The 23,753-nt window shown below is 56.1% G+C and carries 19 protein-coding genes, 1 pseudogene and 1 riboswitch; of the genes and pseudogenes, 5 read left to right on the top strand and 15 right to left on the bottom strand.

Annotated elements, in window-relative coordinates:
• Nucleotides 1–44: 44 nt before the first annotated feature.
• The 9 genes and pseudogenes from QJ48_RS29315 to QJ48_RS29275 all read right to left on the bottom strand — a co-directional run bounded on the left by QJ48_RS29315 (nucleotide 45) and on the right by QJ48_RS29275 (nucleotide 9,103).
• Nucleotides 45–608, bottom strand: a complete 564-nt coding sequence (locus tag QJ48_RS29315) for a GNAT family N-acetyltransferase (RefSeq protein ID WP_054976913.1) — start codon at nucleotides 606–608, stop codon at nucleotides 45–47.
• Nucleotides 609–641: 33 nt separating this feature from the next.
• Nucleotides 642–1,613: a peptide-methionine (S)-S-oxide reductase MsrA gene (msrA, locus tag QJ48_RS29310; protein ID WP_054976912.1), complete on the bottom strand. Its 972-nt coding sequence runs from the start codon at nucleotides 1,611–1,613 to the stop codon at nucleotides 642–644.
• 723 nt (nucleotides 1,614–2,336) lie between these two features.
• On the bottom strand, nucleotides 2,337–3,419 hold the full coding sequence (locus tag QJ48_RS29305) for a tartrate dehydrogenase (protein ID WP_272948166.1): 1,083 nt from the start codon (nucleotides 3,417–3,419) through the stop codon (nucleotides 2,337–2,339).
• A gap of 33 nt (nucleotides 3,420–3,452) precedes the next feature.
• Nucleotides 3,453–4,889 carry an aldehyde dehydrogenase family protein gene (locus QJ48_RS29300; protein WP_054976910.1) on the bottom strand — a complete coding sequence of 479 codons (1,437 nt, stop codon included), beginning with the start codon at nucleotides 4,887–4,889 and terminating at the stop codon, nucleotides 3,453–3,455.
• A 17-nt stretch (nucleotides 4,890–4,906) separates the two neighbouring features.
• Nucleotides 4,907–5,563 (bottom strand): ABC transporter permease, encoded by a 657-nt coding sequence (locus tag QJ48_RS29295; protein ID WP_054976909.1) that lies wholly within the window; start codon nucleotides 5,561–5,563, stop codon nucleotides 4,907–4,909.
• 15 nt (nucleotides 5,564–5,578) lie between these two features.
• Nucleotides 5,579–6,472, bottom strand: coding sequence for an osmoprotectant ABC transporter substrate-binding protein (locus QJ48_RS29290; RefSeq protein ID WP_054976908.1), 894 nt, complete (start codon nucleotides 6,470–6,472; stop codon nucleotides 5,579–5,581).
• 22 nt (nucleotides 6,473–6,494) lie between these two features.
• Complete coding sequence (locus QJ48_RS29285; protein WP_054976907.1) at nucleotides 6,495–7,136, bottom strand: ABC transporter permease; 642 nt, start codon at nucleotides 7,134–7,136, stop codon at nucleotides 6,495–6,497.
• Between the two features lie 97 nt (nucleotides 7,137–7,233).
• Nucleotides 7,234–7,959 (bottom strand): annotated as a pseudogene (locus QJ48_RS29280) (ABC transporter ATP-binding protein); the annotation flags it as partial.
• A 76-nt stretch (nucleotides 7,960–8,035) separates the two neighbouring features.
• On the bottom strand, nucleotides 8,036–9,103 hold the full coding sequence (locus QJ48_RS29275) for an aromatic ring-hydroxylating dioxygenase subunit alpha (protein WP_054976905.1): 1,068 nt from the start codon (nucleotides 9,101–9,103) through the stop codon (nucleotides 8,036–8,038).
• 328 nt (nucleotides 9,104–9,431) lie between these two features.
• Here QJ48_RS29275 and QJ48_RS29270 point away from each other — a divergent pair, with 328 nt between their 5' ends.
• The gene (locus QJ48_RS29270) at nucleotides 9,432–10,814 is read left to right on the top strand and encodes a sigma-54-dependent Fis family transcriptional regulator (RefSeq protein ID WP_054976904.1); all 1,383 of its coding nucleotides are present in this window, start codon (nucleotides 9,432–9,434) and stop codon (nucleotides 10,812–10,814) included.
• Nucleotides 10,815–10,839: 25 nt separating this feature from the next.
• Here QJ48_RS29270 and rpoN read toward each other — a convergent pair whose 3' ends face one another.
• From rpoN to QJ48_RS29255, 3 genes are all read right to left on the bottom strand, one after another.
• Complete coding sequence (gene rpoN, locus QJ48_RS29265) at nucleotides 10,840–12,141, bottom strand: RNA polymerase factor sigma-54 (protein WP_063858189.1); 1,302 nt, start codon at nucleotides 12,139–12,141, stop codon at nucleotides 10,840–10,842.
• 93 nt (nucleotides 12,142–12,234) lie between these two features.
• Nucleotides 12,235–12,738, bottom strand: coding sequence for a DUF2179 domain-containing protein (locus tag QJ48_RS29260; RefSeq protein ID WP_054976902.1), 504 nt, complete (start codon nucleotides 12,736–12,738; stop codon nucleotides 12,235–12,237).
• 213 nt (nucleotides 12,739–12,951) lie between these two features.
• On the bottom strand, nucleotides 12,952–14,151 hold the full coding sequence (locus QJ48_RS29255) for a DUF418 domain-containing protein (protein WP_157261793.1): 1,200 nt from the start codon (nucleotides 14,149–14,151) through the stop codon (nucleotides 12,952–12,954).
• A 135-nt stretch (nucleotides 14,152–14,286) separates the two neighbouring features.
• On the opposite strand from QJ48_RS29255, the gene QJ48_RS29250 reads away from it, so the two are divergent.
• Genes QJ48_RS29250 through QJ48_RS29240 form a run of 3 tightly spaced genes read left to right on the top strand, consistent with a single transcriptional unit; the run spans nucleotide 14,287 to nucleotide 17,738 of the window.
• Nucleotides 14,287–15,003 (top strand): response regulator transcription factor, encoded by a 717-nt coding sequence (locus QJ48_RS29250; protein ID WP_054976901.1) that lies wholly within the window; start codon nucleotides 14,287–14,289, stop codon nucleotides 15,001–15,003.
• Nucleotides 15,000–16,751 (top strand): HAMP domain-containing sensor histidine kinase, encoded by a 1,752-nt coding sequence (locus tag QJ48_RS29245; RefSeq protein WP_054976900.1) that lies wholly within the window; start codon nucleotides 15,000–15,002, stop codon nucleotides 16,749–16,751. Before QJ48_RS29250 ends, QJ48_RS29245 begins: the two co-directional genes overlap by 4 nt.
• Before the next feature lie 21 nt (nucleotides 16,752–16,772).
• On the top strand, nucleotides 16,773–17,738 hold the full coding sequence (locus tag QJ48_RS29240) for a DMT family transporter (RefSeq protein ID WP_054976899.1): 966 nt from the start codon (nucleotides 16,773–16,775) through the stop codon (nucleotides 17,736–17,738).
• 60 nt (nucleotides 17,739–17,798) lie between these two features.
• Here QJ48_RS29240 and QJ48_RS29235 read toward each other — a convergent pair whose 3' ends face one another.
• From QJ48_RS29235 to QJ48_RS29225, 3 genes are all read right to left on the bottom strand, one after another.
• Nucleotides 17,799–19,847: a methyl-accepting chemotaxis protein gene (locus tag QJ48_RS29235; protein ID WP_237763105.1), complete on the bottom strand. Its 2,049-nt coding sequence runs from the start codon at nucleotides 19,845–19,847 to the stop codon at nucleotides 17,799–17,801.
• A gap of 90 nt (nucleotides 19,848–19,937) precedes the next feature.
• The gene (ggt, locus tag QJ48_RS29230) at nucleotides 19,938–21,653 is read right to left on the bottom strand and encodes a gamma-glutamyltransferase (RefSeq protein ID WP_054976897.1); all 1,716 of its coding nucleotides are present in this window, start codon (nucleotides 21,651–21,653) and stop codon (nucleotides 19,938–19,940) included.
• A gap of 111 nt (nucleotides 21,654–21,764) precedes the next feature.
• Nucleotides 21,765–21,859, bottom strand: a riboswitch (cyclic di-GMP riboswitch).
• A gap of 295 nt (nucleotides 21,860–22,154) precedes the next feature.
• Complete coding sequence (locus QJ48_RS29225) at nucleotides 22,155–22,823, bottom strand: transcriptional regulator (RefSeq protein ID WP_054976896.1); 669 nt, start codon at nucleotides 22,821–22,823, stop codon at nucleotides 22,155–22,157.
• Nucleotides 22,824–23,061: 238 nt separating this feature from the next.
• Between QJ48_RS29225 and QJ48_RS29220 the strand changes: the two genes are divergently transcribed.
• Nucleotides 23,062–23,679, top strand: a complete 618-nt coding sequence (locus QJ48_RS29220; RefSeq protein WP_054976895.1) for an NUDIX hydrolase — start codon at nucleotides 23,062–23,064, stop codon at nucleotides 23,677–23,679.
• The last annotated feature ends 74 nt before the right edge of the window (nucleotides 23,680–23,753 follow it).

Below are 23,753 nucleotides of genomic sequence, written 5' to 3'. Positions count from 1 at the left end.
CCCACGATTCGAATCGTGGAGGCGCTCCGTTTTCTCAAAAGAGTTCATCGGCTGCCGTCCGGGCTCTGTGCGTTCCATTCGTCGGCAAGCAGGCTGTATACGGCCAAATCGATGTAGCGGTCATACAGCTTCTGAGCGCCGCGGGCGACGCCTTCTTGCGTAAAACCGAGCCGCTCGGGAATGGCGCGGCTTTTGGTATTCCCGGTGCCCGCCATAATCTCGATCCGGTGCAGCTTCAGCTCCCCGAACGCGTAATCGATCATCGCGCGGCAGGCACGGGTCATGATCCCCCGGCCCTGAGCGGAGGCGGCCAGCCAATAGCCGATGGCCGCCTTGCGGTTCATCCAGTTCAGCGAATGATGGTCGATCACTCCGCACAGCTTTCCGTCCGCAACAATGCCTGCGGTCATTCCTTCGCCCTTCGCCCATTTGTGCCGGGCTGATTCGATGAATCCGCGGCTGTCCTCCTCCGTCTGCGTCATGTCGATCCAAGGCATCCATTCCCGAAGATATGCGCGGTTGTCGTCCGTCAGCCGGAACAGCTCGCCGGCATCCCCCGGTTCGAGCAGCTTCAATTCCAATTGCGAATCAATGCGGTATTTAAACACGGTTCCGGCTCCTTTCTGCGGGGTTCGGCAGGGTTATTTTTCCTGCTCGAACAAAGACAGGTACGCTCCGTAGCCTTCCTTCTCCAGATCGGCCTTCGGAATAAAGCGGAGCGCCGCGGAGTTGATGCAGTAGCGCAGCCCGCCTTTATCTTTGGGACCGTCGGGAAAAACATGGCCCAGGTGTGAGTCGGCTTTGCGGCTGCGGACCTCCGTACGGATCATGCCATGGGTGTAGTCGGGCTTTTCCTGCACCAGGGCGGGTACGACGGGCTTCGTGAAGCTCGGCCAGCCGCAGCCGGAGTCGAACTTGTCGTAAGAGCTGAACAGCGGCTCGCCCGAGACGATATCGACGTAGAGCCCCTCTTCCTTATAATCCCAAAATTCGTTGCGGAACGGAGGCTCGGTGCCGTTCATTTGCGTCACTTCCCACTGCATCGGCGTCAGCTTGTCTTTCAGCTTCGCTTTGTCGGCCGGCGTATTCCAATGGCGCTTGATGAAATCGTCGCGTCCGGACGCCTTGCGGTACGAGTTGTAGCGCAGCGGATTGGTTTTATAGAAATCCTGATGATAGTCCTCCGTAGGGTAGAAGACGGAGGCGGGAAGGATCGGCGTTACAATCGGACGGTCGAAGCGGCCGCTGGCGTCGAGCTCCCGCTTGGACGCTTCCGCTTTCTGCTTCTGCTCCTCCGTATGGTAGAAGATAGCCGTTTGGTAAGACTCCCCCCGGTCGTGGAACTGTCCGCCCGCGTCTGTCGGATCGATCTGCTGCCAGAACAGTTGAAGCAAATCTTCGTAAGGGAAAACGGCCGGCTCGAACGTAATTTGCACGGCTTCCAGATGTCCGGTCGTTTCGGAGCATACTTCTTGATACGTCGGGTTTTCCTTATGACCGCCCGTATACCCGGATACGATCTTAACGATGCCGGGCAGCTCGTCGAACGGCTTGACCATGCACCAGAAGCAGCCGCCGGCAAACGTGGCCAGCTCGGTCGGTTGTTGACTCATCGGATTCACCTCTTCGATAAAGTTGGGGGAGTGATGTTCATGTTCATACGTATATACCATTATACTGCACGCGGGCAAGGGGGCCAAATCAATGGGGGAGGTAAACGGTTGCGGAACGTGTCGGTGAATAAGTGGAAATAACGGGGAGGCGGCGAGGGTCCCGGCTTCCGTGGCACATAAAAAAAGGCGGTCCGTTTGGACCGCCCAGAGCTTGTCGAGAAACCGCTTCGCGTCAAAATTAGCTGCCTGCGCAGGTGGGGGATATCCCTCCTTTTGAAACCCATGAGTATTGATTGGAATGAGCGCTATTTTCACTAGTTTCAAAGGTGGATGCAGGGTTTGACATTGAGATATTGACTACTTTCTCAACAAGCTCGCTTGAGTCACCAAGTTTTTTATAAGATGCATTGGCGAGCATGGATCATATTTCTGGGTGCACGATTTCCGGGGCCCTCTTTTTTTGCAAATAGAGGAAGCACGATGAGTTAAGTGGGGCATTCGAAGCGTGCTAAGAGGCATAGCGGAACCACAAGCACTTAACCGTGTCGAAAAATGTTCATATTCCCCGGAATGTGGGCGTTAACGCACCACAGATTCTCTATTTCGGGCAGATGGGCTAATCCGCATCGAATAGCGCACCCGCAGTTCCTCTAATGCAGTGACCGGACAAGCCGAGGTCGATTATCCGGCCGCGGCTGTCCGGTTGAACTGCCCATCTTTGGATTATTTCGCCGCTACCGACAACGCAGCCAGCGCGGTAACGACCCGGTCGCCAACCTCCGAGGTGGAGGCGGTGCCGCCCATATCGGGCGTCAGCGCCGCGCGCTCGACCATCACCTGCTCCACTGCCTGCAGCACGGCTTTTCCCCAGCGCTCCTGACCGAGAAAATCGAGCAACTGGCTGGCCGACCAGACGGCTGCAAGCGGGTTCGCGATCCCGCGTCCGGCGATGTCGGGCGCCGACCCGTGGATTGGCTCGAACATCGACGGATACGTGCGCTCAGGGTTCACATTCGCGCCTGCGGCGAGTCCGAGCCCGCCAGCGATGGCCGCGCCAAGGTCGGTCAGAATATCGCCGAACAGGTTCGACGTGACGACGACCTCGAACCGCTGCGGCTGCTTGATCATGAACATCGCCGCGGCGTCAACCAGATACGAGTACGTTTTGACATCGGGGTATTCCCGGCCGACCTCTTCGAACACCTGGTCCCAGAACACCATGGAATAGTTCAAGGCGTTGCCTTTGCTGACGCTGGTCAGCGACTTGTTTAACCGGCGGGCGGTTTCGTAGGCGTAACGGATAATGCGCTCCGTCCCTTTGCGGGAGAAGACGCCGGTCTGCAGGACGACTTCCTCCGGCTTACCTTTGAACAGCCAGTCTCCGGCGCCCGCATATTCACCCTCGCTGTTCTCGCGGATGACGAGCATGTCGATGTCCGCTTTGGAGGCGTCTTTGAGCGGGCAGGGGGCTCCGTCCAGCAGTTGAATCGGACGGATGTTGACGTATTGATCGAATTCCTTGCGGATGCGCAGCAGCAGGCCCCACAGCGAAATATGGTCCGGAACTCCGGGATAGCCGACCGCGCCCAAATAAATGGCGTCGAACGAACGCAGCTTCTCCATGCCGTCGTCGTCCATCATTTTGCCATGCTTCGCGTAATACTCGCAGCCCCAAGGAAAGGTGACGAATTCGAAGCGAAAGGTGGCGTCGAGCTCGGCCGCCCGGTTCAGCACCTTGATGCCTTCGGCGATCACTTCGGGACCGATTCCGTCGCCGGGTATGACTGCAATGCGATATGTTTTCATGATAATTATCCCATCCCTTCCTCTCCGCCGCGGCTATTCGTCCAGATTGACGACGACGGTTACGGTTTCGAGCATTTCCTCGATAGCGTAGGCCGGGCCTTCCCGCCCGATGCCGCTTTCCTTGACCCCGCCGTACGGCATTTGGTCCGCACGGAAGCAGCAGGTATCGTTGATAATAACGCCGCCCACTTCGAGCAGGTGCGGAATTTGATAAGACAAGGAGAGGTTGCTTGTGTAAATGCCTGCTTGCAGGCCATACTTGGAGTCGTTGACCAGACGGATCGCTTCCTCGATCGTATCGAATGTCGTCACCGTGACGACGGGGGCGAACACTTCTTCGTCGACGACCTTCATGCCTTTGGAAGCGTTCGTAATGACGGTCGGCTGGAACAGGCTGCCTTGGCGCGTTCCCCCGGTTAAGACGTTGGCGCCTTCCCGCACCGCTTCGTTGACCCATGCCTCGATGCGCTGGGCTTCCTTCTCGCTGATCATGGGCCCGACGTCCGTGGCGGGATCGAGCGGGTCGCCGACCTTGAGCTTCTCCACATGGCCGAGAAACGCCTTCATGAACGGCTGCGCCACGTCCTTATGGACGAAAATGCGCTGCACGGAGATGCAGATTTGCCCGGCATGGGCGAACGCCATCTTGGCCAGCCGCTCGGCGGCTTTCGCCACGTTGCCGTCCTCGTGGACGATGGTCGCCGAGTTGGAGCCGAGCTCCAGCGTCGCTTTTCGCAGGCCGATCGTCTGCTTGATATGCTTGCCGACGCCGGGGGAGCCGGTGAACGTGTAGTACGTAATCCGCTGATCGTGCAGCAGCTGCTCGCCGACCGTGGAGCCGTCGCCGACGACGCACTGGACGTACCCGGCAGGTATGCCCGCCTGCTCCAGCAGCTCGCATAACTTGAGCGCAACCGCTGCGGTATCGGAAGCGGGCTTGATCACGATCGGATTACCCGCGGCCAGCGCCGGGGCAACCTTGTGCGATACCAGATTAAGCGGGAAGTTGAACGGCGTAATCGCGCATACAACGCCGACCGGCTTCTTGATCGTATAGATAAAGCGGTTGCCGACACCGGGTGTAGCCTGCGTCGGGACGATGTCGCCCTTCAGATGCTTCGCTTCCTCGGCAGCGAGCAGGAACGTGTTGGCCGAGCGGATGACCTCCACCTTGGCGTCGGTGATCGGCTTGCCGCCTTCCTGCGCGATGATCCGGGCGATGTCGTCCGCTTGCTCCCGCAGCAGAGCAGATACTTTGGAGAGCACGGTATAGCGGTATTCCGGCGTAAACGGCACCTCGCGAAAGGCGCGCTCCGCCGACTCGACGGCCAAGGATACCTCGCGCTCGTCGGCTTTGCAGACCTGCGAGAACAGCTCGCCCGTATATTTATTGTAGATGGGGTGGACGTTTTCCGTTTCCACCCATTGTCCTCCGATGAACAGCTTTTGTTTTGCGATTGCCGTTTGCATAGCGAAACCCCCGTTCGTTAGTGTGATTTGGCTTTGTGCAGGTTGCAGCCCGTTTTTTTCTCAATCCACCGCAGCAGGAAATCGATACTGACGGCCAGCAGCGCTGCGGGGATGGAACCGGCCAGAACTTTGACGTCGTCGGTCGTTGCGATGCCGCGGTAGATCATCTCGCCGAGACCGCCGGCGCCGACGAAGGTGGCGATCGTCGCCACCCCGATAGAGATCACGGTTGCGACCCGGAATCCGGCCATCATAACCGGCATCGCCAGCGGGAATTTCACTTTGACGAGCAGCTGCAGGTCGGTCATGCCCATCCCTTTGCCGGCCTCGATCAGGTGTGGGTCCACGTTGCGCAGCCCTTCGTACGTATTCTGAATGATCGGCAGAAACGAATAGCAGATCAGCGCGATGATGGCGGTCGTATAGCCCAGACCGAAAAAGATCATGACGATGAGCAGCAGCGCGATCGAAGGTATGGTCTGCACCATATTGATGAACACTTGAACCGTTTGGGCGATTTTGCGGTTGCGCGTCATGAAGACGGCAAGCGGGACGCCGATGGCGGCTGCCAGCAGCACGCCGCTCAGGCTCATATACAGATGCTCCAGCGTCAGCTTCAGGAGCTTATCCCAGTCTCTTGCCATCATCTCGAAGACGCCGACGAACGTTTCCATGAGGCTTCACGCTCCTTACGATTTCAGTAATCCTTTTTGCTTCAGGAAATCCTTCGCGATTTGCTCCGGCTCCACCTTTTTCACGTCGGCCTGGTAGTTGAGCTCGGTCATCGTTTTCGTATCGATCTGCCCGGCGAGCTTGTCCATCATCTCCTTGATTTCGGGATGCTTCTTCAGCGTATCATTGCGGACGACAGGGGATGCCTGGTACGGCGGGAAAAACTTCTTGTCGTCCTCCAGCGTTTTCAGGTTGTATTCCTTAAGCCGCGCATCGCTCGAGTAAGCGAGCACGATGTCCACGTCTTTGTTGCTGACCGCTTTGTAGACGAGCCCGATCTCCATCGGGGACGTTTTGCCGAATTCGAGGCCGTACACCTTCTTGAAGGCAGGGTAACCGTCAAGCGTCCGCTCCAGCCAGGCGTTGTCGGTGCCCAAACGCATTTCTTTGGCGTGGGAAGCGACATCGGATACTTTGTTCAGCTTCCATTGGTCGGCCAAATCCTGCCTAACGGTGAACACGTACGTGTTCTCGAAGCCGTAGGAGGGGAACCACGTTTGATCGAATTTCTCCTGAATGCCTTTCTGCACCATAGCTAGGGCTGCGGCGCTGTCCGCAGGCATTTCCTTCACGCCGAGCGTGCCCGTCAGGTCCGTGCCGACGTAGCGGACGGCCGAAATTTGGATTTCGTTGCTTTTCATCGCATTGACGATAACCGGCGTGGAGCCGAGCCCCGTCACGATTTCCGCCTGCAGCTTCCGGTCCTCTATCATTAACTTGATCATATTCGCAATGATCATCTGCTCGGAGGTCGATTGCGAGCCGATTTTGATCGTTTCTTTGGAAGAACAGCCTGCAAACAGCCCTGCCGATAACATCAGCGCCAGCAAAAGCCCCGTTGTCTTTTTCATGATGAATCCCCCCGTATGAGTTTTAAGGCTTGCGCAACCCTTTGGGCGTACACAGGTATTGGAAACGCTTGGTGATAAAATCCGCGGCTACGGCGAGAATCGCAGCCGATACGGCGCCGGCAATGAGCATGTCCTGGTTGGAGATCGTAAGCCCGGTGAACACCAGATACCCGATCCCGCCTCCGCCGATCAGCGAAGCGAGCGTCGCCCAACTGATCGTATAAATCGCGGCCGTCCGGAAGCCCCCCATAATGACGGAGATGGCGAGCGGAAGTTCGACTTGGAACAAAATTTGCAGGTCGGTCATGCCCATGCCTCGTGCGGCTTCTTTTGTAGCCGGATTGACTTCCCGGATACCCGTATACGTGTTCTGGAGCATCGGCAAAATTGAATACAGGAACAGCGCCATAATGGCGGGAAACGTGCCGATGCCGATGAGCGGAATCATGAAGCCAAGCAGCGCAAGGCTCGGAATGGTCTGAATGACGTTGACGACGCCGATGACGTAATGGCTTGCTTTCTCCTTGCGGGTCAGCAGGATACCGAGCGGTACGGCCACGAGAAAGCCGGCGCATACCGCGATCGCGGAAATATACAGGTGCTGCCAGATGATCGCCAAAATATCGGCGTATCGCTCGGCGACAAAGGCGAGAAATTCACTCATGCTTGCCGTCCCCCTTTTTTTGTCAGGACATTCCTGGCTGAAATTGGATGACGTCGTGACTTGGCTGCGGTGGAAGATTGGTGCTTTGAATCGGCGGTTTTAACCGCTTGGGGCCTATGAAATCGGTTACAAAATCGCTAGCAGGACGGTGCAAAATGTCGGCGGGCTCTCCGAGCTGCACGACCACGCCGCCCTGCATCAGACAGATGCGGTCCGCGATCTTCAGCGCCTCGTCCATATCGTGGGTGACGAAGACGATCGTCTTGTGGATCGCTTTCTGCAGCCGGACGAATTCGTCCTGCAGCTGCTCGCGGCTAATCGGATCGAGCGCGCTGAACGGCTCGTCCATCAGGATGATCGGCGGATCGGCCGCCAAGGCCCGGATGACGCCGACCCGCTGCTGCTGCCCGCCGCTGAGCTGGGCGGGGTAGCGGTTCTTGTACACCTTCGGATCGAGCCCGACCATGTCAAGCAGCTCGTCGACCTTCTTCTCGTAGGCGGCGGGGTCCATCTTTTTCAGCTTCGGGACGAGCGCCACATTTTGTCCGATCGTCATGTGCGGGAACAGGCCGATCTGCTGGATGACGTAGCCGATGCCGCGCCGGAGCTCGACCGGGTCCTGCTTGGAGATATCCTGGCCGTTAATCTCGATTGTGCCGGAGGACGGCTCGATGAGCCGGTTAATCATCTTCATGGTTGTCGTCTTGCCGCAGCCGCTCGGACCGATCATGACGAACAATTCTCCGCCGTGTATTTTAAGGTCCAGTTGTTTGATGATCTGGTGGCCGTTGTACGTTTTGGAAACGTTTTTAAAAGCAATCATTCGATGTCTCCCTCCTCAAAGTTTTGCGTAGCAAAACTGCATCGTAAGCATAAGCTTCGTTTTGCGAACTTTCCTCTTACAGCTCCAAAGCTTCCCGCACCAGCTGCGCAAAATGATGCACGCCATGCTCCGTCGGGGAGCATATGCCTTGACTGAACGCGCGGGACTTGAAGCCGATCTGCTCCAGCTCGACAATCTCCACATCTTCCTTGCGCACTTGATCGGTGAAGGCGAGCAGCTCTTTTTGCTTCTCCGTCGGTTCGTCGCCTTCAAGAAATACGGTGTAGACGCCGAGCGTCGTCTCGTGGTCGACCGGGAACATCTGGATCGTAGACAGGTTGCCCGGCCCCGGATAGACCGTATACATCACGTTCGGCCATATCCAGTAGAAGCGGCCTTCCTTCACTTCGGCATCGTCGTAATCGCTGCGGCTTTGCTTGACCGACGAACCTTGAATGTTGCAGTACGGACCGTTGATGATGTTGTACTTGCTCATGTCCAGCGTCGCCACGAAGCCGGGATGGGCGATCGGGCAGTGGTCGCACTCCAGGAAATTGTCGATGAATGCCTTCCAGTTGCATTTGATGATCCGCTGCTTCACCTCGTGCTTCTTCAGCTTGCCGAGAAATCCGAACTGTCCGATGTCTTCGAAAAAGTCGGCGTAGGTTTCGGCCAGCGGCGCTGCGTTCTCGTCCAGATTGACGAAGATGAGCGATGCTTGCGTCTCCACCCGCACGGACTTCAAGCAGTGGGCCCCGCTGCAGAAATCGTCCGACTCTTTGAAGTTCGGGGCCTTATGAAGCTGACCGTTCAATTGGAACGTCCAGCCGTGGTAGGAGCACTGCAAAATCTTTTTATGTCCGGCCGCTTCCTTCTCCAGCTTCGTGGCCCGGTGCGGACAGACGTTGTAGAAGGCGCGCAGCGTGCCGTCCTGATCGCGGACGACGATAATCGGCTCGCCCGCGGCCTCACAGGTGAAGTAATCTCCGGGCTTGGCCACCTGACTCGTATGTCCGACGTAATTCCATGCCTTCGAAAATATTTTTTCTTTCTCCAGCTCCAAAATGCGGGGGTCCGTGTATAAGGAATAAGGCAGCGTAGGCAAAGCGCCCGTGTGGGAAACCGTCGTTTTCTGCAATGTCATGTCAGATAGCCCCTTTCGAATGTCCGTGATTTTGTGCCATGGCATCCGGCCTTGGCGGAACTTGCATACGCTTACAAGATAGCGCTTTCAAAACGGCGGTGATATAATATACCCGTACCGCCTCCAGCGATCGCCTGGCTTCCATCCAAGCCGCTGCCGGCGTTTCGCTTTCGTTTATAGTTATAGCAAGTTCCGTGCCAACCGCAAAAAGCCCGGGAAACAGGGGGATTCATGCTGTCCCATGTGTTAAGCTGCTGCAATATTGAGTCGTTTTTGACTCAACTGAGTTGTTTCTGACTCAATACTATCGAATGGAGGAGAACGCCGAATGTCAAACCCGACGCAGCCCATCGAACCGATTCAGATCAGCCATGACACGCTGCAAAAAATATTGGACAACTCTTCGGATGAAATCTTCGTCGTCGACGGCAGCCAGCGCATCGTCTATGTCAATCATGCCTGCGAGCGGCATTACGGACTCAAGCCGGCCGAGGTGATCGGCCGCAATACGATGGAGCTGTTCGAGGAAGGGTATTGGACGCCTTCCATTATTCCTCCCGTATTCGAGCGGAAGAAGACGGTAACGATGAAGCAAACGACGTACCTCGGCGGCGAACTGATCACGACGGCGGTGCCGATTCTGAACCAAGCGGGAGACATCGAGCTGGTCGTCATCAACTCCAAGGAGCTGCAAAATTACAAGAGCCTGGAGATCAAGGACGTTCAGACGGGACAGCCCGCCGACCCGGATGCGCCGGAAGCGAACTTAATAACGAACAGCGAGAAGATGGAGAGCGTCATCAAATTTTGCAAAAAGATCGCAAGCGTCGATTCGACCGTGCTGATTCAAGGCGAATCCGGTACGGGCAAAAGCGTCCTTGCAAAATATATTCATAAAATGAGCCGCCGCAAAAAAGGTCCGCTGCTCACGATCAACTGCGCGGCGATTCCGGAGGAATTGCTCGAATCGGAGCTGTTCGGCTATGCGCAGGGCGCGTTCACCGGCGCAAGCAAAACAGGCAAAGTCGGCCTGATCGAATCGGCGGACAACGGCACGTTGTTCCTCGACGAGGTCGGGGAAATCTCGCCCAAAATCCAAGCGAAGCTGCTGCAGGTGATTCAAGATCATGAGTTCATTCCGGTCGGCGGCCGGGAAACGAAAAAGGTGGACATCCGCATCATTGCGGCCACCAACCGCAACCTGTACGATATGGTGCAAAACCGGCAGTTCCGGGAAGATCTGTACTACCGGCTCAATGTGATCGATATCAAGATTCCGCCGCTGCGCGAACGGACGAAGGACATTATTCCGCTGACGTATTATTTTCTGCACAAATTCAACAAGCAGTACGGCGTCAACCAACTGATTTCGCAAGCGACGCTGGACATTTTCTCCGCTTACTCCTGGCCGGGCAACTTAAGGCAGCTGGAAAATTTGATCGAGAAGCTGGTCGTCACGACCGATTCCGTCATCGAAGCGTCGGATTTGCCGGAGCACATGCTCCAGCATACGAAGGCCAGAACGCCGTCCGCTTCGCTGCCTGCGGCGCTGGACGATGCGCTGGCGGAGGTCGAAAAGCAGCTCGTCCTTGCCGCGTACCAGAAGCTGGGCAGCACGCGCAGAGTGGCCGAGCATTTGCAGATCAGCCAAACGAAGGCCGCCCGCCTGATCCGCAAGTACGGCGGCTCCTCAGGCGAGCCGCCGTACTAATGCGATGCCATACACCCCGGGCCGTTCAAGCCTGCGTCCGCAGCCGGGAGGATAAGAGGTGCATCTCCTCCCGGTATTTCATCACCGTCCGCCGCGAAATCCGAATTCCTTCCTGCACGAGCAGATCGGTAATCTTCTGGTCGGACAGCGGATTGCGTTTATCCTCCTGCTCGATCAGCAGCTTGATCTTCGCCTTGACGCTTGCGGCCGAAGTCGCATCGCCTTCCTCCGTCTGCAGCCCCGCCGAGAAAAAATAGCTCAGCTCGAAAAATCCCTGTGGCGTCTGCACAACCTTGTGCTGCACGGCGCGGCTCACCGTCGATTCGTGAAGCTCGAGCTTTTCCGCTACCGCCTTCAGGTTCATCGGCTTCAGCCGGTCGATGCCTTCCGTAAAGAACGCCGCCTGCTCCGAGACGATGCACTCAATGACTCGGTAGAGCGTCCGTTTCCGCTGCTCCACGCTGCGGATCAACCACTGCGCGGCTTGTGCGTGCTGGCGCAAGTAGCTTTTCGTATCTTTACATATGCTGTCGGCAAGCATCTGCCGATAGGACGTGTTCAGCGAGAGACGCGGCAAATGCGCCTCGCTCATCCGGATCACGAGTTGCCCCCGCACGCATTCGATGTAAGCGTCCGGTTCGACATAGGCCGCCTGCGTACTGCCGTACAGCAGGCCAGGACGGGGATGCAGGCTGCGGATATAAGCGAGCGCTTGCATGACGTCGTCCAGCGGAATGCCGAGCTTATCCGCAATGGTCTTGTGCCGTCCGGCGCCGAGGTCGGCCAGATGACGGCTGACGAGCGGTTCCGCCCAAGGATGGGCGCCGGGGTCTCTGCGAATTTGCAGCAGCAGACACTCCTGCAAATTTCGCGCGCCGATGCCTGCCGGGGCGGCCTCTTGCAGCCTGTAAAGCGCTTCCAAAACCTCGTCGGCGGAGACGCCGAAAACTTCGCCCGCTTCTTCCGGCGAGATCGTGACATAACCGTTTTCGTTCAAATTGCCTGCCAAATAACATGCGATCCGGTGTGTCGGCTCGGGCAGCCCGATCAGGCGAAGCTCGCCGAGCAGCATTTGCTCCAGTGTCGGAGCCTGCCCGCCGATGTTGTTCAGCGCATGGTCCTGCCGCGTCGTATCGGACCCGGCGGTCCGGCTTCGCGACGGGGGGAGCCACTCGATGTCGAGGACCGGATTTTCCACCGCTTGCTCCTGTAAATATTCCGATAATTCCGTGGCAGACAGCTGCAACAGTTGAATGGATTGTCTAAGCTGCGGTGTCAAATGAACCTTCAACGTCTGCACTTGGGTTAGAGAGGGACGCAATGACATTCGGATCACCCGCTTCGTAAATAATTCGTATGTGTGATCTATTATACAGTACCTGCGGGTGAAAGTTTTAGCGTAATTTTTTCCCTATCCGCTTTATTCGAGTTTTTTGGCCCAATACCCGCCGGAAAATTGCATCGGCTCATAGGAAAACAGGAACGCCTTCGGATCGAGCTCAAGGACCGTCCGCCGCAGCGCGCCGTATTCTTTACGCTTGGCGACGATCAGATACAGGCTGCGCATGCCCTGCGCGCCTTCACCCGCCCAGACGGTGACGCCGTAGCCCTTGGCCCGGAGCGGCGGCGCCAAATCGCGGCCATATTCCGACACGACCTGCAGCGCGATGTAGCCGAGCGCGATTTTTTGCTCGATATACATCCCGAGCAGAATGCCCGCGCCGAAGCTGACGCTGTACACGATCAGCCCGAGCGAAGATTCCGTGTAATTCAGCACCAGCGACAGCCCGGAAATGTAGATGAAAATTTCGATCGTGCTGATGGCGGAAGCCAAATAGTTTTTTCCCTTGATCATTAGAACGACGCGGAACGAGTTGAGCGCTACATAAGCAATCTGGACGACGGCCATCAGCACATAAATCATGAGAATCCCTTCTTTCGCATAGTTGTTCAACCGGATTCAAGCAAAAACGGTGCCAATGAACCCGGAACGGGATGTCAGGCCGAGCTGGAAGATGGAGGGGGCCGCTTATTAGTTTATCCACGATCGAAGAGAGGATGCTGCGGTATGGCGAAAAATAAAAAGATGGGCCGACCCCATGCGTGCGGGGGAACCCATCTTTGCTCGTGTTCAGATCTAGGAAGAAACGGTCGGCTGCTGTATGCGCGGCTTCGGCTTCCCGGCGAAGGAGAAATACGTCCACATGCGCAGCAGCCGCTCCATCGGCCCGAAGGAAAACCGCTTCACGTACCAAGCGCTCGCGAAGAGCTGCATCAAATAAATAGCGACTGCCAGTCCGCAGCCGACCGCGACGCCGAGCTTGCCGAACAGTCCGAGACCGTATCCGTAAAAAATCGTCGTGCAAATCACCGTCTGCATCAAATAGTTCGTCATCGAGAGCTTGCCGACCGCTTCGAACCGCCGCAGCCAAGGCGCGTTCTTCGCAGCCGAGCAGAGCAGGGCAAAGGCGAAAATGTAACCGAGCGCCAGGATGCTGCCGCCAAGCATCTCGCCAATTCCGGCCCAGCCGAGCTTCGGGAACAGAGGCTTCAGCGATTTCAACAGCAGTCCCGCTGGCAGGAAAATCAACGTCCCCCTCAAATAAGCGCTCCGCTCGCCGGCCGGATCCACGAACCATCGTTTCTTGGCGGCGTACATCCCGAACAGAAACATCGGCCCGGTAAACAACGGGGCGAGCAGCAGCATGAAAAAGATCATGAAGCCGTCCATCCCGAACGGGTCCGCCGTCTGCCGGTGATGCTTGATTTGCTCATACGTGCCGGTTCCGTAGATAAGATTCGTGTCCTTCACGTATTGCTCCATGCGCGCCTTGTCCTGCTTCGCAGCCGGGTCGTCGGGAGTCTCGGGCGCAAGCCCCAGCAGACCGAACAGACACAGCAGAATCGTTCCCCAGATCAGCAGCGTCTTCGCTTTCCGGTTCATAAATATCAGCAGAAAAAAGCCCATAATTCCGTAAAAAGCCAAAATGTCGCCTTCCCACAAAAAGGCGGAATGCAGTAGGCCGAGGCCGAGCAGCATCAGAAATCGGCGGACCAGATGCCTTCCGGCTTTCAGCCCCTTCGCTTCCATGCTCTCCTTCATCTTGATCATGCCGAACCCGAACAGAAACGTAAAGATCGGCATGAAGCTCCCCTCGACGAAAATTTTGACGAGTTTATGCACGACGGTATCCGCCGGGGACAACGCGAAGAACTGCAGCTCGTCCTTCCCCCAGACTCCGTATTGGAAGATAAGCATATTGGCCATTAAAATACCAAGCAAGCTGAACCCCCGCAGCCCGTCAATGACGTGCAGTCTGTTATTCCCTTCAAGCAACGATATCACCTCGAATCGAGTATAGCACTGTCGGTTAAAGTTCTGCGAAAGCTATCCTTAACGTTCGCTTAACGCCTGCGCGGAAGTTTAGCCGGAATTAAGGTGCCTCTGGTACAATAAGGATGGAGGGATACGATGCTGAATCCAAAAATTTTAATTATAGACGACGAAACCTCGATCATTCATTTGATCCAGATGGTGCTGCAAAAAGAGGGCTTCCGCCATATTTACACGGCGGGAACGGCGCAGGAGGGGCTGCGGCTGCTGGAGCGGCACGGAGCGGACATTATTGTGCTGGACGTTATGCTGCCCGATCAGACCGGGTTCGAATTGTGTCCGAAAATCAGGCAGATATCCGATGCGCATATTATTTTTTTGACTGCCCGGACGTCGGATCTGGACGTGCTGACCGGCTTCGCGACCGGCGGAGACGATTATGTGACCAAGCCGTTCAATCCGCTCGAAATTGCGGCACGGATCAAAGCCAGGCTGCGCCGGAACAAGCCGGGGTCTTCGCCGCGGGAGACGGAGGACTCCCGGAGCCGCTACGACTTCGGGCGGTTCGTGCTCGACGAGCAGGCAGGGGAGCTGACAGTGAACGGAGAGACGGTTTCCTGTCCTGCGCAGGCTTATCAGCTGCTGCTGTATCTGTGCAAGCATCCGAATATCGTGTTCTCCAAAGCGCAGCTGTACGAAGCCGTATGGGGCATCGACGGCATGGGCGATGACAATACGGTGATGGTGCATATTCGCAAAATCCGCGAGCGCATCGAGTCCGACCCGGGCGATCCCAAGCATCTGGTTACCGTTCGCGGGCTCGGCTACAAGCTGCTCAAGGAGCAGGACCGATGAGTAAGGTGAGGAGAAGGCTTGCTGCGCACTTTACCGTGCAGTTTTTTTTCTTGTGGATGTTCGTGCTGGTTACCCTCATTGTCGTTCTGCTGCTGGTCATCCGATACTTGACCAACCAGGATTTGAAAAAGACGTTTCCCGTCGGGGCTCTGGACACCATCATTACGGAAACGGTCGAGAACGGGGAAAGCGTGACGGTTCCTTCACACTGGACCGATCAGCTTACGGAGCGGGGCTACTGGCTGCAGGTCGTAGACGCGGAAGGAAAGGTCGTCGGCGCCATCAGTGCCCCGAATCGGCTCCCGGCGTCGTACGGGACCGCCGAGCTGCTGCAAATCGAGGAGAACGGGCGCTTCGATTCGTTTCGTGTCGGAACGAAGTTTAGCGACGCGGGCGGCGCGCCGCTTCTGTATATGCTTGGGACGGAGGACCGAGGGCCCGCGAAGCTGGAAGCGTGGATTCGCGCCTACGGAGAAGCGGGGCGGGTCCGGCAGGATGCGCTCCAGGAGCTGACGCGGCAGTTGGCGTCCGAGAACGCTTATGTGCAGATTATCGACGTGTCCGGCGCCATCGTGCAATCGGTCGGCGATTCGGCGCGCAAGGAGCCTTATAGACCGCTCGAGCTGATCGCGATGCGGGCGGAACCGGGCCTTTATCCGTCCGATATGTCGTTCTATTACGACTCCTCCTCCGGGCATACGTGGATTTTGCATAAGGCCAAGGCAGGTCCGCCTTTTGCCAGTCAGCCGATTTTGCATGAAGTCATTCTGACGCTCGTCATCACGGGAGGCGTGGTGCTGCTGCTGACCTTCGTCTTCTCGGTGTGGCACGGCTACCGGTACGGACAGCCGCTGCTGCTGTTCGTCGATTGGTTCGAGCGGATGGGACAGGGACGCTATCAGGAAGCGCTTACGGAGAAAGACCGGAAGAAGGTGTTCCGCAAGAACGGACGCATCCGTCTGCGCTACCGGCTGTACAAAGAAGTGATCGCAGGCTTCTACGAGATGGCGGCGCGACTGGAAGCCTCGGAGCGGGAACGCAGCCGCCTGGAGAAGACGCGGGAGGAATGGATGACCGGCATTTCCCACGATCTGCGGACGCCGCTCTCTACGATTCAAGGGTACGGACACCTGCTGGAAAGCGGGACGTTTGAGTGGACCGAGCCGGAGCTTCGAGAGATGGGCAAGACGATTCGGGAAAAGGGCGATTACATGGTTGACCTGCTCCAAGATTTCTCCCTGACCTTTCAGTTGAAAAACAACGCGCTCCCTTTCCTGCTTGAGAATGTCGAGCTGAACGAGTTCGTGCGCCGTATCGTTCTCCGGTATGTGAACGACGTGACGATCGGGCACGTATCCTTCTCCTTCGAATGCGAGGAACGGGCATTGACGGTGCGGGCGAATCCGAAGTGGTTTCAGCGCATGCTGGATAACCTGATCTCCAACGCGGTGAAGCATAACCCGCCCGGGACGCTGATTACCGTTCGTACCGGAAGCGAAGGAGCGGACGCTTGGATTGAAGTGGAAGACAACGGCGCAGGCATGGACGAAGAGACGATGCGCAATCTGTTCGACAGGTACTACCGCGGGACGAATACGGAGGAGAAGACGGACGGCGCAGGGCTCGGGATGAGCATCGCCAAGGCGATTGCTGCGGCCCATCAAGGCCGGATTGAAGTAAAATCCCGGGTCGGCGAGGGGACGGTCGTCCAGGTGCGGCTTCCGCTCGCGGAACGCCCGGAGGCTTGATGCGAAGAGGAGGAGAAAGCTATGAAAACCACAGGCTTGCGGCTTGCTTACATGTGCGTCGTGCTGAATGCCGTGATTATCGGATTTTCGTTTCTGTTCACGAAGCAGGCGTTGGAATCGGCCGATCCGCTGGATACGCTCATGTTCCGCTTTCTGCTGTCGGCGGTCGTCATGTCCGTTCCGGCGGCCATCGGCTGGATCAAGCTCGACTACAGCAATAAACGGATCAAGGATGTCCTGCTGCTGGCGGTATTTTACCCCGTCGCGTTCTTCGCCTTTCAAGCGTTCGGGCTGGTGCATGCCGGTTCCGCCGAAGGCGGCATTCTGTATGCCTTCACGCCGGTCATTACGATGCTGCTAGCTTCTTGGTTTTTGAAGGAGCGGACCAATGCGAAGCAGAAGCTGTCGATTTTTTTGTCTGTATTCGGGGTGGTCTTCGTCTTCGTCATGAACGGCAGATCGATCGATGTGAGCAACATGAACGGCTTGCTGCTGCTGTTCCTGTCCTGCGTCGCCTTCGCCGGATACAGCGTTCTGGCCCGCTCGCTGTCGAAACGGTTCAGCCCTTGGGAGCTGAGCTTCGTTACGACATGGCTCGGCTTCGGCGCGTTCCTGCTGATTTCGCTCGGCAAGCACGGGATGGACGGAACGCTCGGCAAGCTGTTCGAGCCGCTCGGCAGCGGCCGTTTTCTCGTCGCGATTGTGTATTTGGGCGTGCTGTCCTCGCTGGTGACTTCGCTCTTGTCCAATTACGTGCTGTCCAAGATGGAAGCGTCCAAAATGAGCGTTTTCTCCAATCTCGGGACGGTCGTCTCGATTGCGGCGGGAGCGCTGGTGCTCGGCGAAACGGTAACGGTCTATCATCTCGTCGGCTCGGTCATGATCGTTGCCGGGGTGATCGGGGCGAACCGTTTCGGTACGAGGCGTCCAGCTCCGGGCCAGCCTGTGGCTTCCGGCAAGAGCGGGGAGGATCCGTCCCGCGCATGAAGGACGGGCTAACAGCAGCGGCCCCCGTCTCCATAAGAGAAACGAGGGCCGTCCTATGTTCTATAGCTTAAATTCTTTCACGATGCCTTGCAGATCCTCGGCCATTTTGGCAAGGGATTCCGAAGAGGAGGTTACTTCTTCAATGGAAGCCAATTGCTCCTGCGTGGAAGCCGAAATATTCTGGGTTCCGTCCGCCGACTCTCGGGCCACCTCGGAAATTTGGCTTACCAATTCAACGGCTTCTCCGGTGCTGGTCTGCATTTGCCGCGCATAGTCCGTAACGTTTTGAATTTGCAAGGTCACTTGGTTGATGGACTGCCGGATCAGGTCGAACGATTTCCCTGCTTCGTTGACCACTTCGATGCCGAGGCTTACTTCTTTCGTTCCCTGCTCCATGGAAGCGACCGCGTTCTGCGTCTCGTTCTGGATCGTGGAGATCAGCTCCCCGATCTGCGCTGCGGATTGAGACGACTGCTCGGCCAACTGCCGGATTTCGTTCGCCACTACGGCGAAGCCCCGTCCATGCTCTCCGGCGCGCGCCGCCTCAATAGCGGCGTTCAACGACAGCAAGTTGGTCTGCGTTGCGATTCCGGAAATGACCTTGGCGATATTTTCGATTTCGGTTGATCGTGCGCCCAAGCTTGAAATATTGGCGGCAATGTCGTTGACCGTCGTATTGATCGATTGCATCTGCCTGGTGACGGTTTGAATGGCTTGGTTGCCTTCCGTGGCCGCCTGCAGCGTGTGCTGGGAAGAATCCGTCACCTGCTGGGCATTTGCCGCCACCTGCTGAACGCCGTTCGCCACTTCCTTAATGGCGTTGACGCTGTCCTCGACGCCTTGCATCTGCCGTTCCGTTCCGTCGGCCATCTGCTCGATGGTTAAGGCAATAAGCTGCGTAGCCTTGCTTGTTTCTCCGGCGTTCACTGACAATTGCTCTGCCGAAGCGGCGACTTCTTCCGCGGTCAACGTAACCTGGGAAACAAAGGTGTGCAGACTTTCTACCATGGTATTGACCGACTGGGCCAATTCCCCGACTTCATCCTGCGTGCGGATTGGCAAAGGCTCGACCTTTAAGTTCCCGTCGGCAACCCGCTTGGTCACGGCAGCCATCTCCGCAATCGGTCTCGAAATTTGTCGGCCCAAGAAATAAGCCGCAATAATAACCAGAGCAACCACAATCAGCAGGATGATCAGGACGTTCTGCTCGATCTTCGAGGCTTCCGCCGTGATCGTTTCCACCGGCAAATGAAGGTAGAGGCCGTATCCCGTTTGCGGAATCGGGGAATAGGCGACCATGTAGGTTTTTCCGCCGTCGGTGTAGGAGGTCGAGCCCGTTTGCTTGTTCCCGACTTTCAGGGTATCCGCCAGCAGCGGCGAGACGCCGGAATCGGCCACGCTTTTGCCGATGAGTTCCTTCACGGGATGCAGCTGAATAATTCCGTTGGAATCCACGACAATCGGATAGCCTGCTCCGTCATTGATCATCAGCGGCTTCACGTATTTATCCATAAAACCTTCGAAATTGACAAGCCCGGTAAGTACGCCGATCACCGCATCGTTAGCGTCTTTGACGGGCGTGGCTACAATAATGGAGCGTTTGCCGGTCGTTTTGGCCAGCAATACCTCGGTATACGTTGATTTTCCTTGCAAACCGTTTTTGAAAAACGGTCTTTCCCCCAAATTAACGCCCACGCTGGCTTCGACCGTGTCGGCCGTTACGATTCCGTTAGGAGAAATAAACGTGTTGCCGTCGAAAACTTTGGTGCTTTCCGTAAAGTTTTTGATAAACTTGTTCTTCGCCGCCGCATCGTTCGACCGGATGTCGGTGGTGGAAGCCAATATTTTCACTTCGGTCATACGTTCGGATATGTATTGGTCGATCAGCGTCGCGGTGCTGACCACCAGCTTTTCGTACGATTCGGATTGCTTCTTGATCAATTCCGCCGAGCTCGTCTTGGAAATATAATAGGAAATTGATAGGACCGGCACAAGCGATACGATCAAAAACCAGGCGATCATTTTATTTTTCAGCTTTTTGCTGAACCATCCGGTCAGACGGCCGAATTGTCCGGCTTGCATCTGCGGTTTACTATGTTCCTCCATCATCTCATCCTCGCTTACTTCGTTAATTTTGGGCAGGCTCATGGCAAAGAAAAAACGGACTGCTGAGCATGGAGTCGGCAGTCCGTAAAAGGATTAGTATCCGAGTGCCGCCCCTTCACCGCGCGGGTCGGCTCCGCCAAATTTCACGTTCGTTTCCGGATCAATCAGAATAACTCCCGATTGCCCGACCGCATCAGTGTAATCGTCTATCATTTTGACAGGATGTCCGCGACGGATCAGCTCATCCTGAACGCTTTTCGAAATGCGTCCTTCCAGTTTCAAATCGTTGGAGGAAGATCCCCAGTTGCGTCCGTGCAGCCAGCGAGGCGCTTCGATTGCATCTTGTACGGGCATGCCGAAATCGACGATGCGGGTAACAAGTGCGGCTTGCGTCTGCGGCTGTCCTTCGCCGCCTTGGGTACCATAGATCATGTAGGGCTTGTCGTTTTTGAACAGCATCGCCGGGTTGATCGTATGGAACGAGCGTTTTTTCGGCTCCAGATGGTTGACTTCCTTAGGATCCAAGGAGAAGTAGCTGCCCCGGTTCTGAAGCAGAACGCCGGTGTCCTTCGCCACGATCCCTGAACCGTAATCGAAGTAATGGCTTTGAATCAACGATACGGCGTTGCCTTCTTTGTCGATGAAGCCCATCCAGGTCGTATCGCCCTTCGGATCCATCGGCACAACGTCGGCTGCGGCTTTGGTCATATCGATACGTTTCGCCATTTCTTTGCCGTGCTCAGGGGAGAGCAGGTAATCCACCGGAATGTCGGCAAATTTCGGATCGGTCAGCCACTTGTTGCGGTCCGCGAACGCTTGCTTCGTCGCTTCTACGATCAGGTGGTAGTAGTCCGGCGTCCCTTCGCCCAAGCTTTTCACATCAAAGTTGTTCAAAATATTCAGGATCGAAAGGGAAGCAATGCCTTGCGAGTTCGGCGGAACGTTGTATGCCTTATACCCGCGGTAGTCCGTCGAAATCGGTTTTTGCCACTCGGCTTTGTAGTTCGCAAAGTCGTTCAGGGTCAGCAGTCCGCCGTTCGCTTGCACGTCCTTGACGATTTTCTCGGCGACATCGCCTTTGTAGAAGCCGTCCGCGCCTTTTTTGGCAATGACCTTTAACGTTTTGGCCAAATCCGGCTGCTTCATCAGCTCGCCTGCTTTGTATGGCTGCCCGTCGGGCTTCAAGTAGGTTTTGGCCCAGCCTTCGAAGCGCTGCAAATGCTTCAGCTCGTCATCCTTCGTATCCAGATTGACGTTGGTCCAATGCGCCTGGTTCGGCGTAACGGGGAATCCTTCTTCCGCATATTTGATCGCCGGTTTGAGCAAAGAACGCCACGGCTTGCTGTTGCCGATCTCTTCGTCGGCGTAGTTGTACGCTTCCCACCAGCCGGAAACCGTGCCCGGTACCGTGTTAGCCGACAAGTAGCCTCTGGAAGGAATTTTGCTGTAACCCTGGTTTTTATAGTAATCGATGGTCGCTTTCTCGCTCGAAGGGCCGCTGGCATTTAACGCTTTGAGCTCTTTCTTTTTGGCGTTGTAGATCAGCCAGAAGCTGTCTCCGCCGATGCTCGTGTAATGCGGATAAATAACGGCCAGCGTAGCCGCTGCGGTGATGGCTGCGTCTACGGCGTTGCCGCCGTCCTCCAGCACCTTCAATGCCGCTGCCGAGGCCAAATAATGTTGAGTCGTGACCATTCCGCTAGGCGCCATGGTAGTCGGACGGTTTGCAGCGCCGGCGCTCGAAACGGTAGAGAGACATAATGCCGCTACGGTTCCCAAAATAGCCATTTTCTTTTTGCTTGCTCGCATTCGTGTTCCTCCTCTTCGTTGTCTAGCAGATTTTGTTCGCCTGTCACAAGAGAGCGAAAAAGCAAAAAAGGAGACAGTTCGGCACCGTCACCTTCATTCTTATCCTTGATGACAGGTAGCTGGCTGGCGTAGCCGCTATAGGAATAGCAGCCTTAGCCCCTCTAGTTTTGCGTCCTATTCTTTCGAATAGTTTGCCTTTTTCATGTTAAAAGGATCCCGTATGGAAAATTCAGCCTATGGCCTTGTAGGAAATATACACCATTTTTCCTAGTCCGGCAATTGTTTTTTTTGTAAAATTCCTCACAATAAGACATATAGTTTGAAAAATCGACATAATTGTCGAAAAACGTCGTATGAAAACCATTTCATCATTCTGCCTTTGCTTTGTGTTTCCAAAAATGGAAAAAGCGAAGCCCGCGGAGGTCTGAATCGTCCGCAAGAGCTTCGCTCTATCGTGGGTCGCTGCGCCCGCAGGCGCAGTACGCTTCTATGTCTATAGACTTACAAAAACTTTTGCGCCGCGCTGCGCTCCTGATTTACCCGAATTTCATCCAGGTAATTGTAGAGAGTGAACTTGGAAATGTCTAAAAATTGACATACCTTGTCGCCGGCTTTTTTCACGAGAAACGCGCCCCGGGCATCCAAAAACTGCACCGCCTTGATCTTATCCTCTTTGGCCATATGGGACACGGGCTTGCCGATCGACTTCTGGCATTCCTGCAGCAAATAATCGACAAGATCGTTCACATCGTTCACGAACACTTCCTTGACCTCCTGATCGAGGCTGTGCATGGTGAGCGACCGGATCGTATTTTCCGCCACGAGCAAATCCGAAATATCGAAGTTGATACACAACGCTCCGATCGTCTCGCCCTTGCCGTTCTTAATATACGTGGACGACGAGCGCAAAATTTTGCCGTCCTTCGTCTGCGTGATATAGTTGTACCGGTCTCCGTCGGTAACCGTGCCGCGCAGCACTTCGAGCCCGAGGTTGCTGCCGCAGTCGCCGACCTTCCTACCGGTAATGTGGCCGTTTTCGATGGCGACGATCGTGCTTTCGTACCCCTGTGTCAAATCGTGCAGCACGACCTCGCATTTGTCCCCGAACTGCGCAGTAATGCAGCGAATCAGGGGAAGGAGGAAGCTGATCTCCTCTTTAACCGATTCCAATCCGTCTCACTTCTTTCCTTCAGTGTACAAACCTCACGAGTTGCAAAAAAATAGTTTGAGCACCAAAAAAGTTTTCTGTATCCTTAGTATCCCCGCAATCGGAAATCTTGTCAACCGAATTCGGTGGCCGGACAAATCCGGGCGGTCGGCGAATCTCTGGAAATAATTGTAGGCAGGGACGTCGGGAAGGTATAATGAGGGGGAACGATCCTTTCACAGCTATGAAGGAGGCTGTCCTATGAATCACCGATGGTTGGAATGGGCCAAGCAGATTCAAGCAATCGCGCAGACCGGATTGGCGTACACGAAGGATGTCTACGATCGGGAGCGGTTCGAGGAATTGCGGCAAATGAGCGTCGACATCCTGGCTCATTATACGGAGACGGGCTCCGAGAAAATCAAGCTGACGTTCGCCAGCGATAGCGGCTATGCCACGCCGAAGGTGGACATTCGCGGCGTCGTGTTCCGGGACGGCAAGCTTCTGCTGGTCCGCGAAAAGCATGACGGCGCCTGGGCGCTTCCGGGGGGATGGGCGGATATCGGCTTGTCGCCGTCGGAGATTGCGGTCAAGGAAATCAAGGAGGAGTCGGGCTTCGACGCAAGGCCTGTCCGGCTGCTTGCCGTACTGGACAAGAAATTTCACGGCCATCCGCCGGAGCCGTATCATATTTATAAGCTGTTTATCCAATGCGAGATCACCGGGGGAAGCGCCGAGACCGGGGTGGAAACGTCGGCCGTCGGTTTTTTCGGCGAAGACGAGCTGCCCGTCTTATCGGTAGAGCGCAACACCGAAGCGCAGCTGCGGACGATGTTCGAGTTTCTGCGGGATCCGGGCAAACCGGTCATTTTGGATTGAAGAGGGGCGGGGGGCCTAAGTTTTTCGGGAAACCCGCTGCGCGTACAAAATCTTCAGCATACGCCGGTGGGGTA

Origin of the sequence: Paenibacillus sp. A3, assembly GCF_001399685.1 — a bacterium.
Lineage (GTDB): Bacteria > Bacillota > Bacilli > Paenibacillales > NBRC-103111 > Paenibacillus_G.
This window is presented reverse-complemented; position numbering and strand designations above follow the sequence as displayed.

Bases quoted from the DNA above. Each gene is read 5' to 3' on its own strand.
- msrA (WP_054976912.1), bottom strand. From the start codon at position 1,613: ATGAGTCAACAACCGACCGAGCTGGCCACGTTTGCCGGCGGCTGCTTC.
- QJ48_RS29305 (WP_272948166.1), bottom strand. From the start codon at position 3,419: ATGAAAACATATCGCATTGCAGTCATACCCGGCGACGGAATCGGTCCC.
- QJ48_RS29300 (WP_054976910.1), bottom strand. From the start codon at position 4,889: ATGCAAACGGCAATCGCAAAACAAAAGCTGTTCATCGGAGGACAATGG.
- QJ48_RS29295 (WP_054976909.1), bottom strand. From the start codon at position 5,563: ATGGAAACGTTCGTCGGCGTCTTCGAGATGATGGCAAGAGACTGGGAT.
- QJ48_RS29290 (WP_054976908.1), bottom strand. From the start codon at position 6,472: ATGAAAAAGACAACGGGGCTTTTGCTGGCGCTGATGTTATCGGCAGGG.
- QJ48_RS29285 (WP_054976907.1), bottom strand. From the start codon at position 7,136: ATGAGTGAATTTCTCGCCTTTGTCGCCGAGCGATACGCCGATATTTTG.
- QJ48_RS29275 (WP_054976905.1), bottom strand. From the start codon at position 9,103: ATGACATTGCAGAAAACGACGGTTTCCCACACGGGCGCTTTGCCTACG.
- QJ48_RS29270 (WP_054976904.1), top strand. From the start codon at position 9,432: ATGTCAAACCCGACGCAGCCCATCGAACCGATTCAGATCAGCCATGAC.
- rpoN (WP_063858189.1), bottom strand. From the start codon at position 12,141: ATGTCATTGCGTCCCTCTCTAACCCAAGTGCAGACGTTGAAGGTTCAT.
- QJ48_RS29260 (WP_054976902.1), bottom strand. From the start codon at position 12,738: ATGATTTATGTGCTGATGGCCGTCGTCCAGATTGCTTATGTAGCGCTC.
- QJ48_RS29250 (WP_054976901.1), top strand. From the start codon at position 14,287: ATGCTGAATCCAAAAATTTTAATTATAGACGACGAAACCTCGATCATT.
- QJ48_RS29245 (WP_054976900.1), top strand. From the start codon at position 15,000: ATGAGTAAGGTGAGGAGAAGGCTTGCTGCGCACTTTACCGTGCAGTTT.
- QJ48_RS29240 (WP_054976899.1), top strand. From the start codon at position 16,773: ATGAAAACCACAGGCTTGCGGCTTGCTTACATGTGCGTCGTGCTGAAT.
- QJ48_RS29235 (WP_237763105.1), bottom strand. From the start codon at position 19,847: ATGATGGAGGAACATAGTAAACCGCAGATGCAAGCCGGACAATTCGGC.
- ggt (WP_054976897.1), bottom strand. From the start codon at position 21,653: ATGCGAGCAAGCAAAAAGAAAATGGCTATTTTGGGAACCGTAGCGGCA.
- QJ48_RS29220 (WP_054976895.1), top strand. From the start codon at position 23,062: ATGAATCACCGATGGTTGGAATGGGCCAAGCAGATTCAAGCAATCGCG.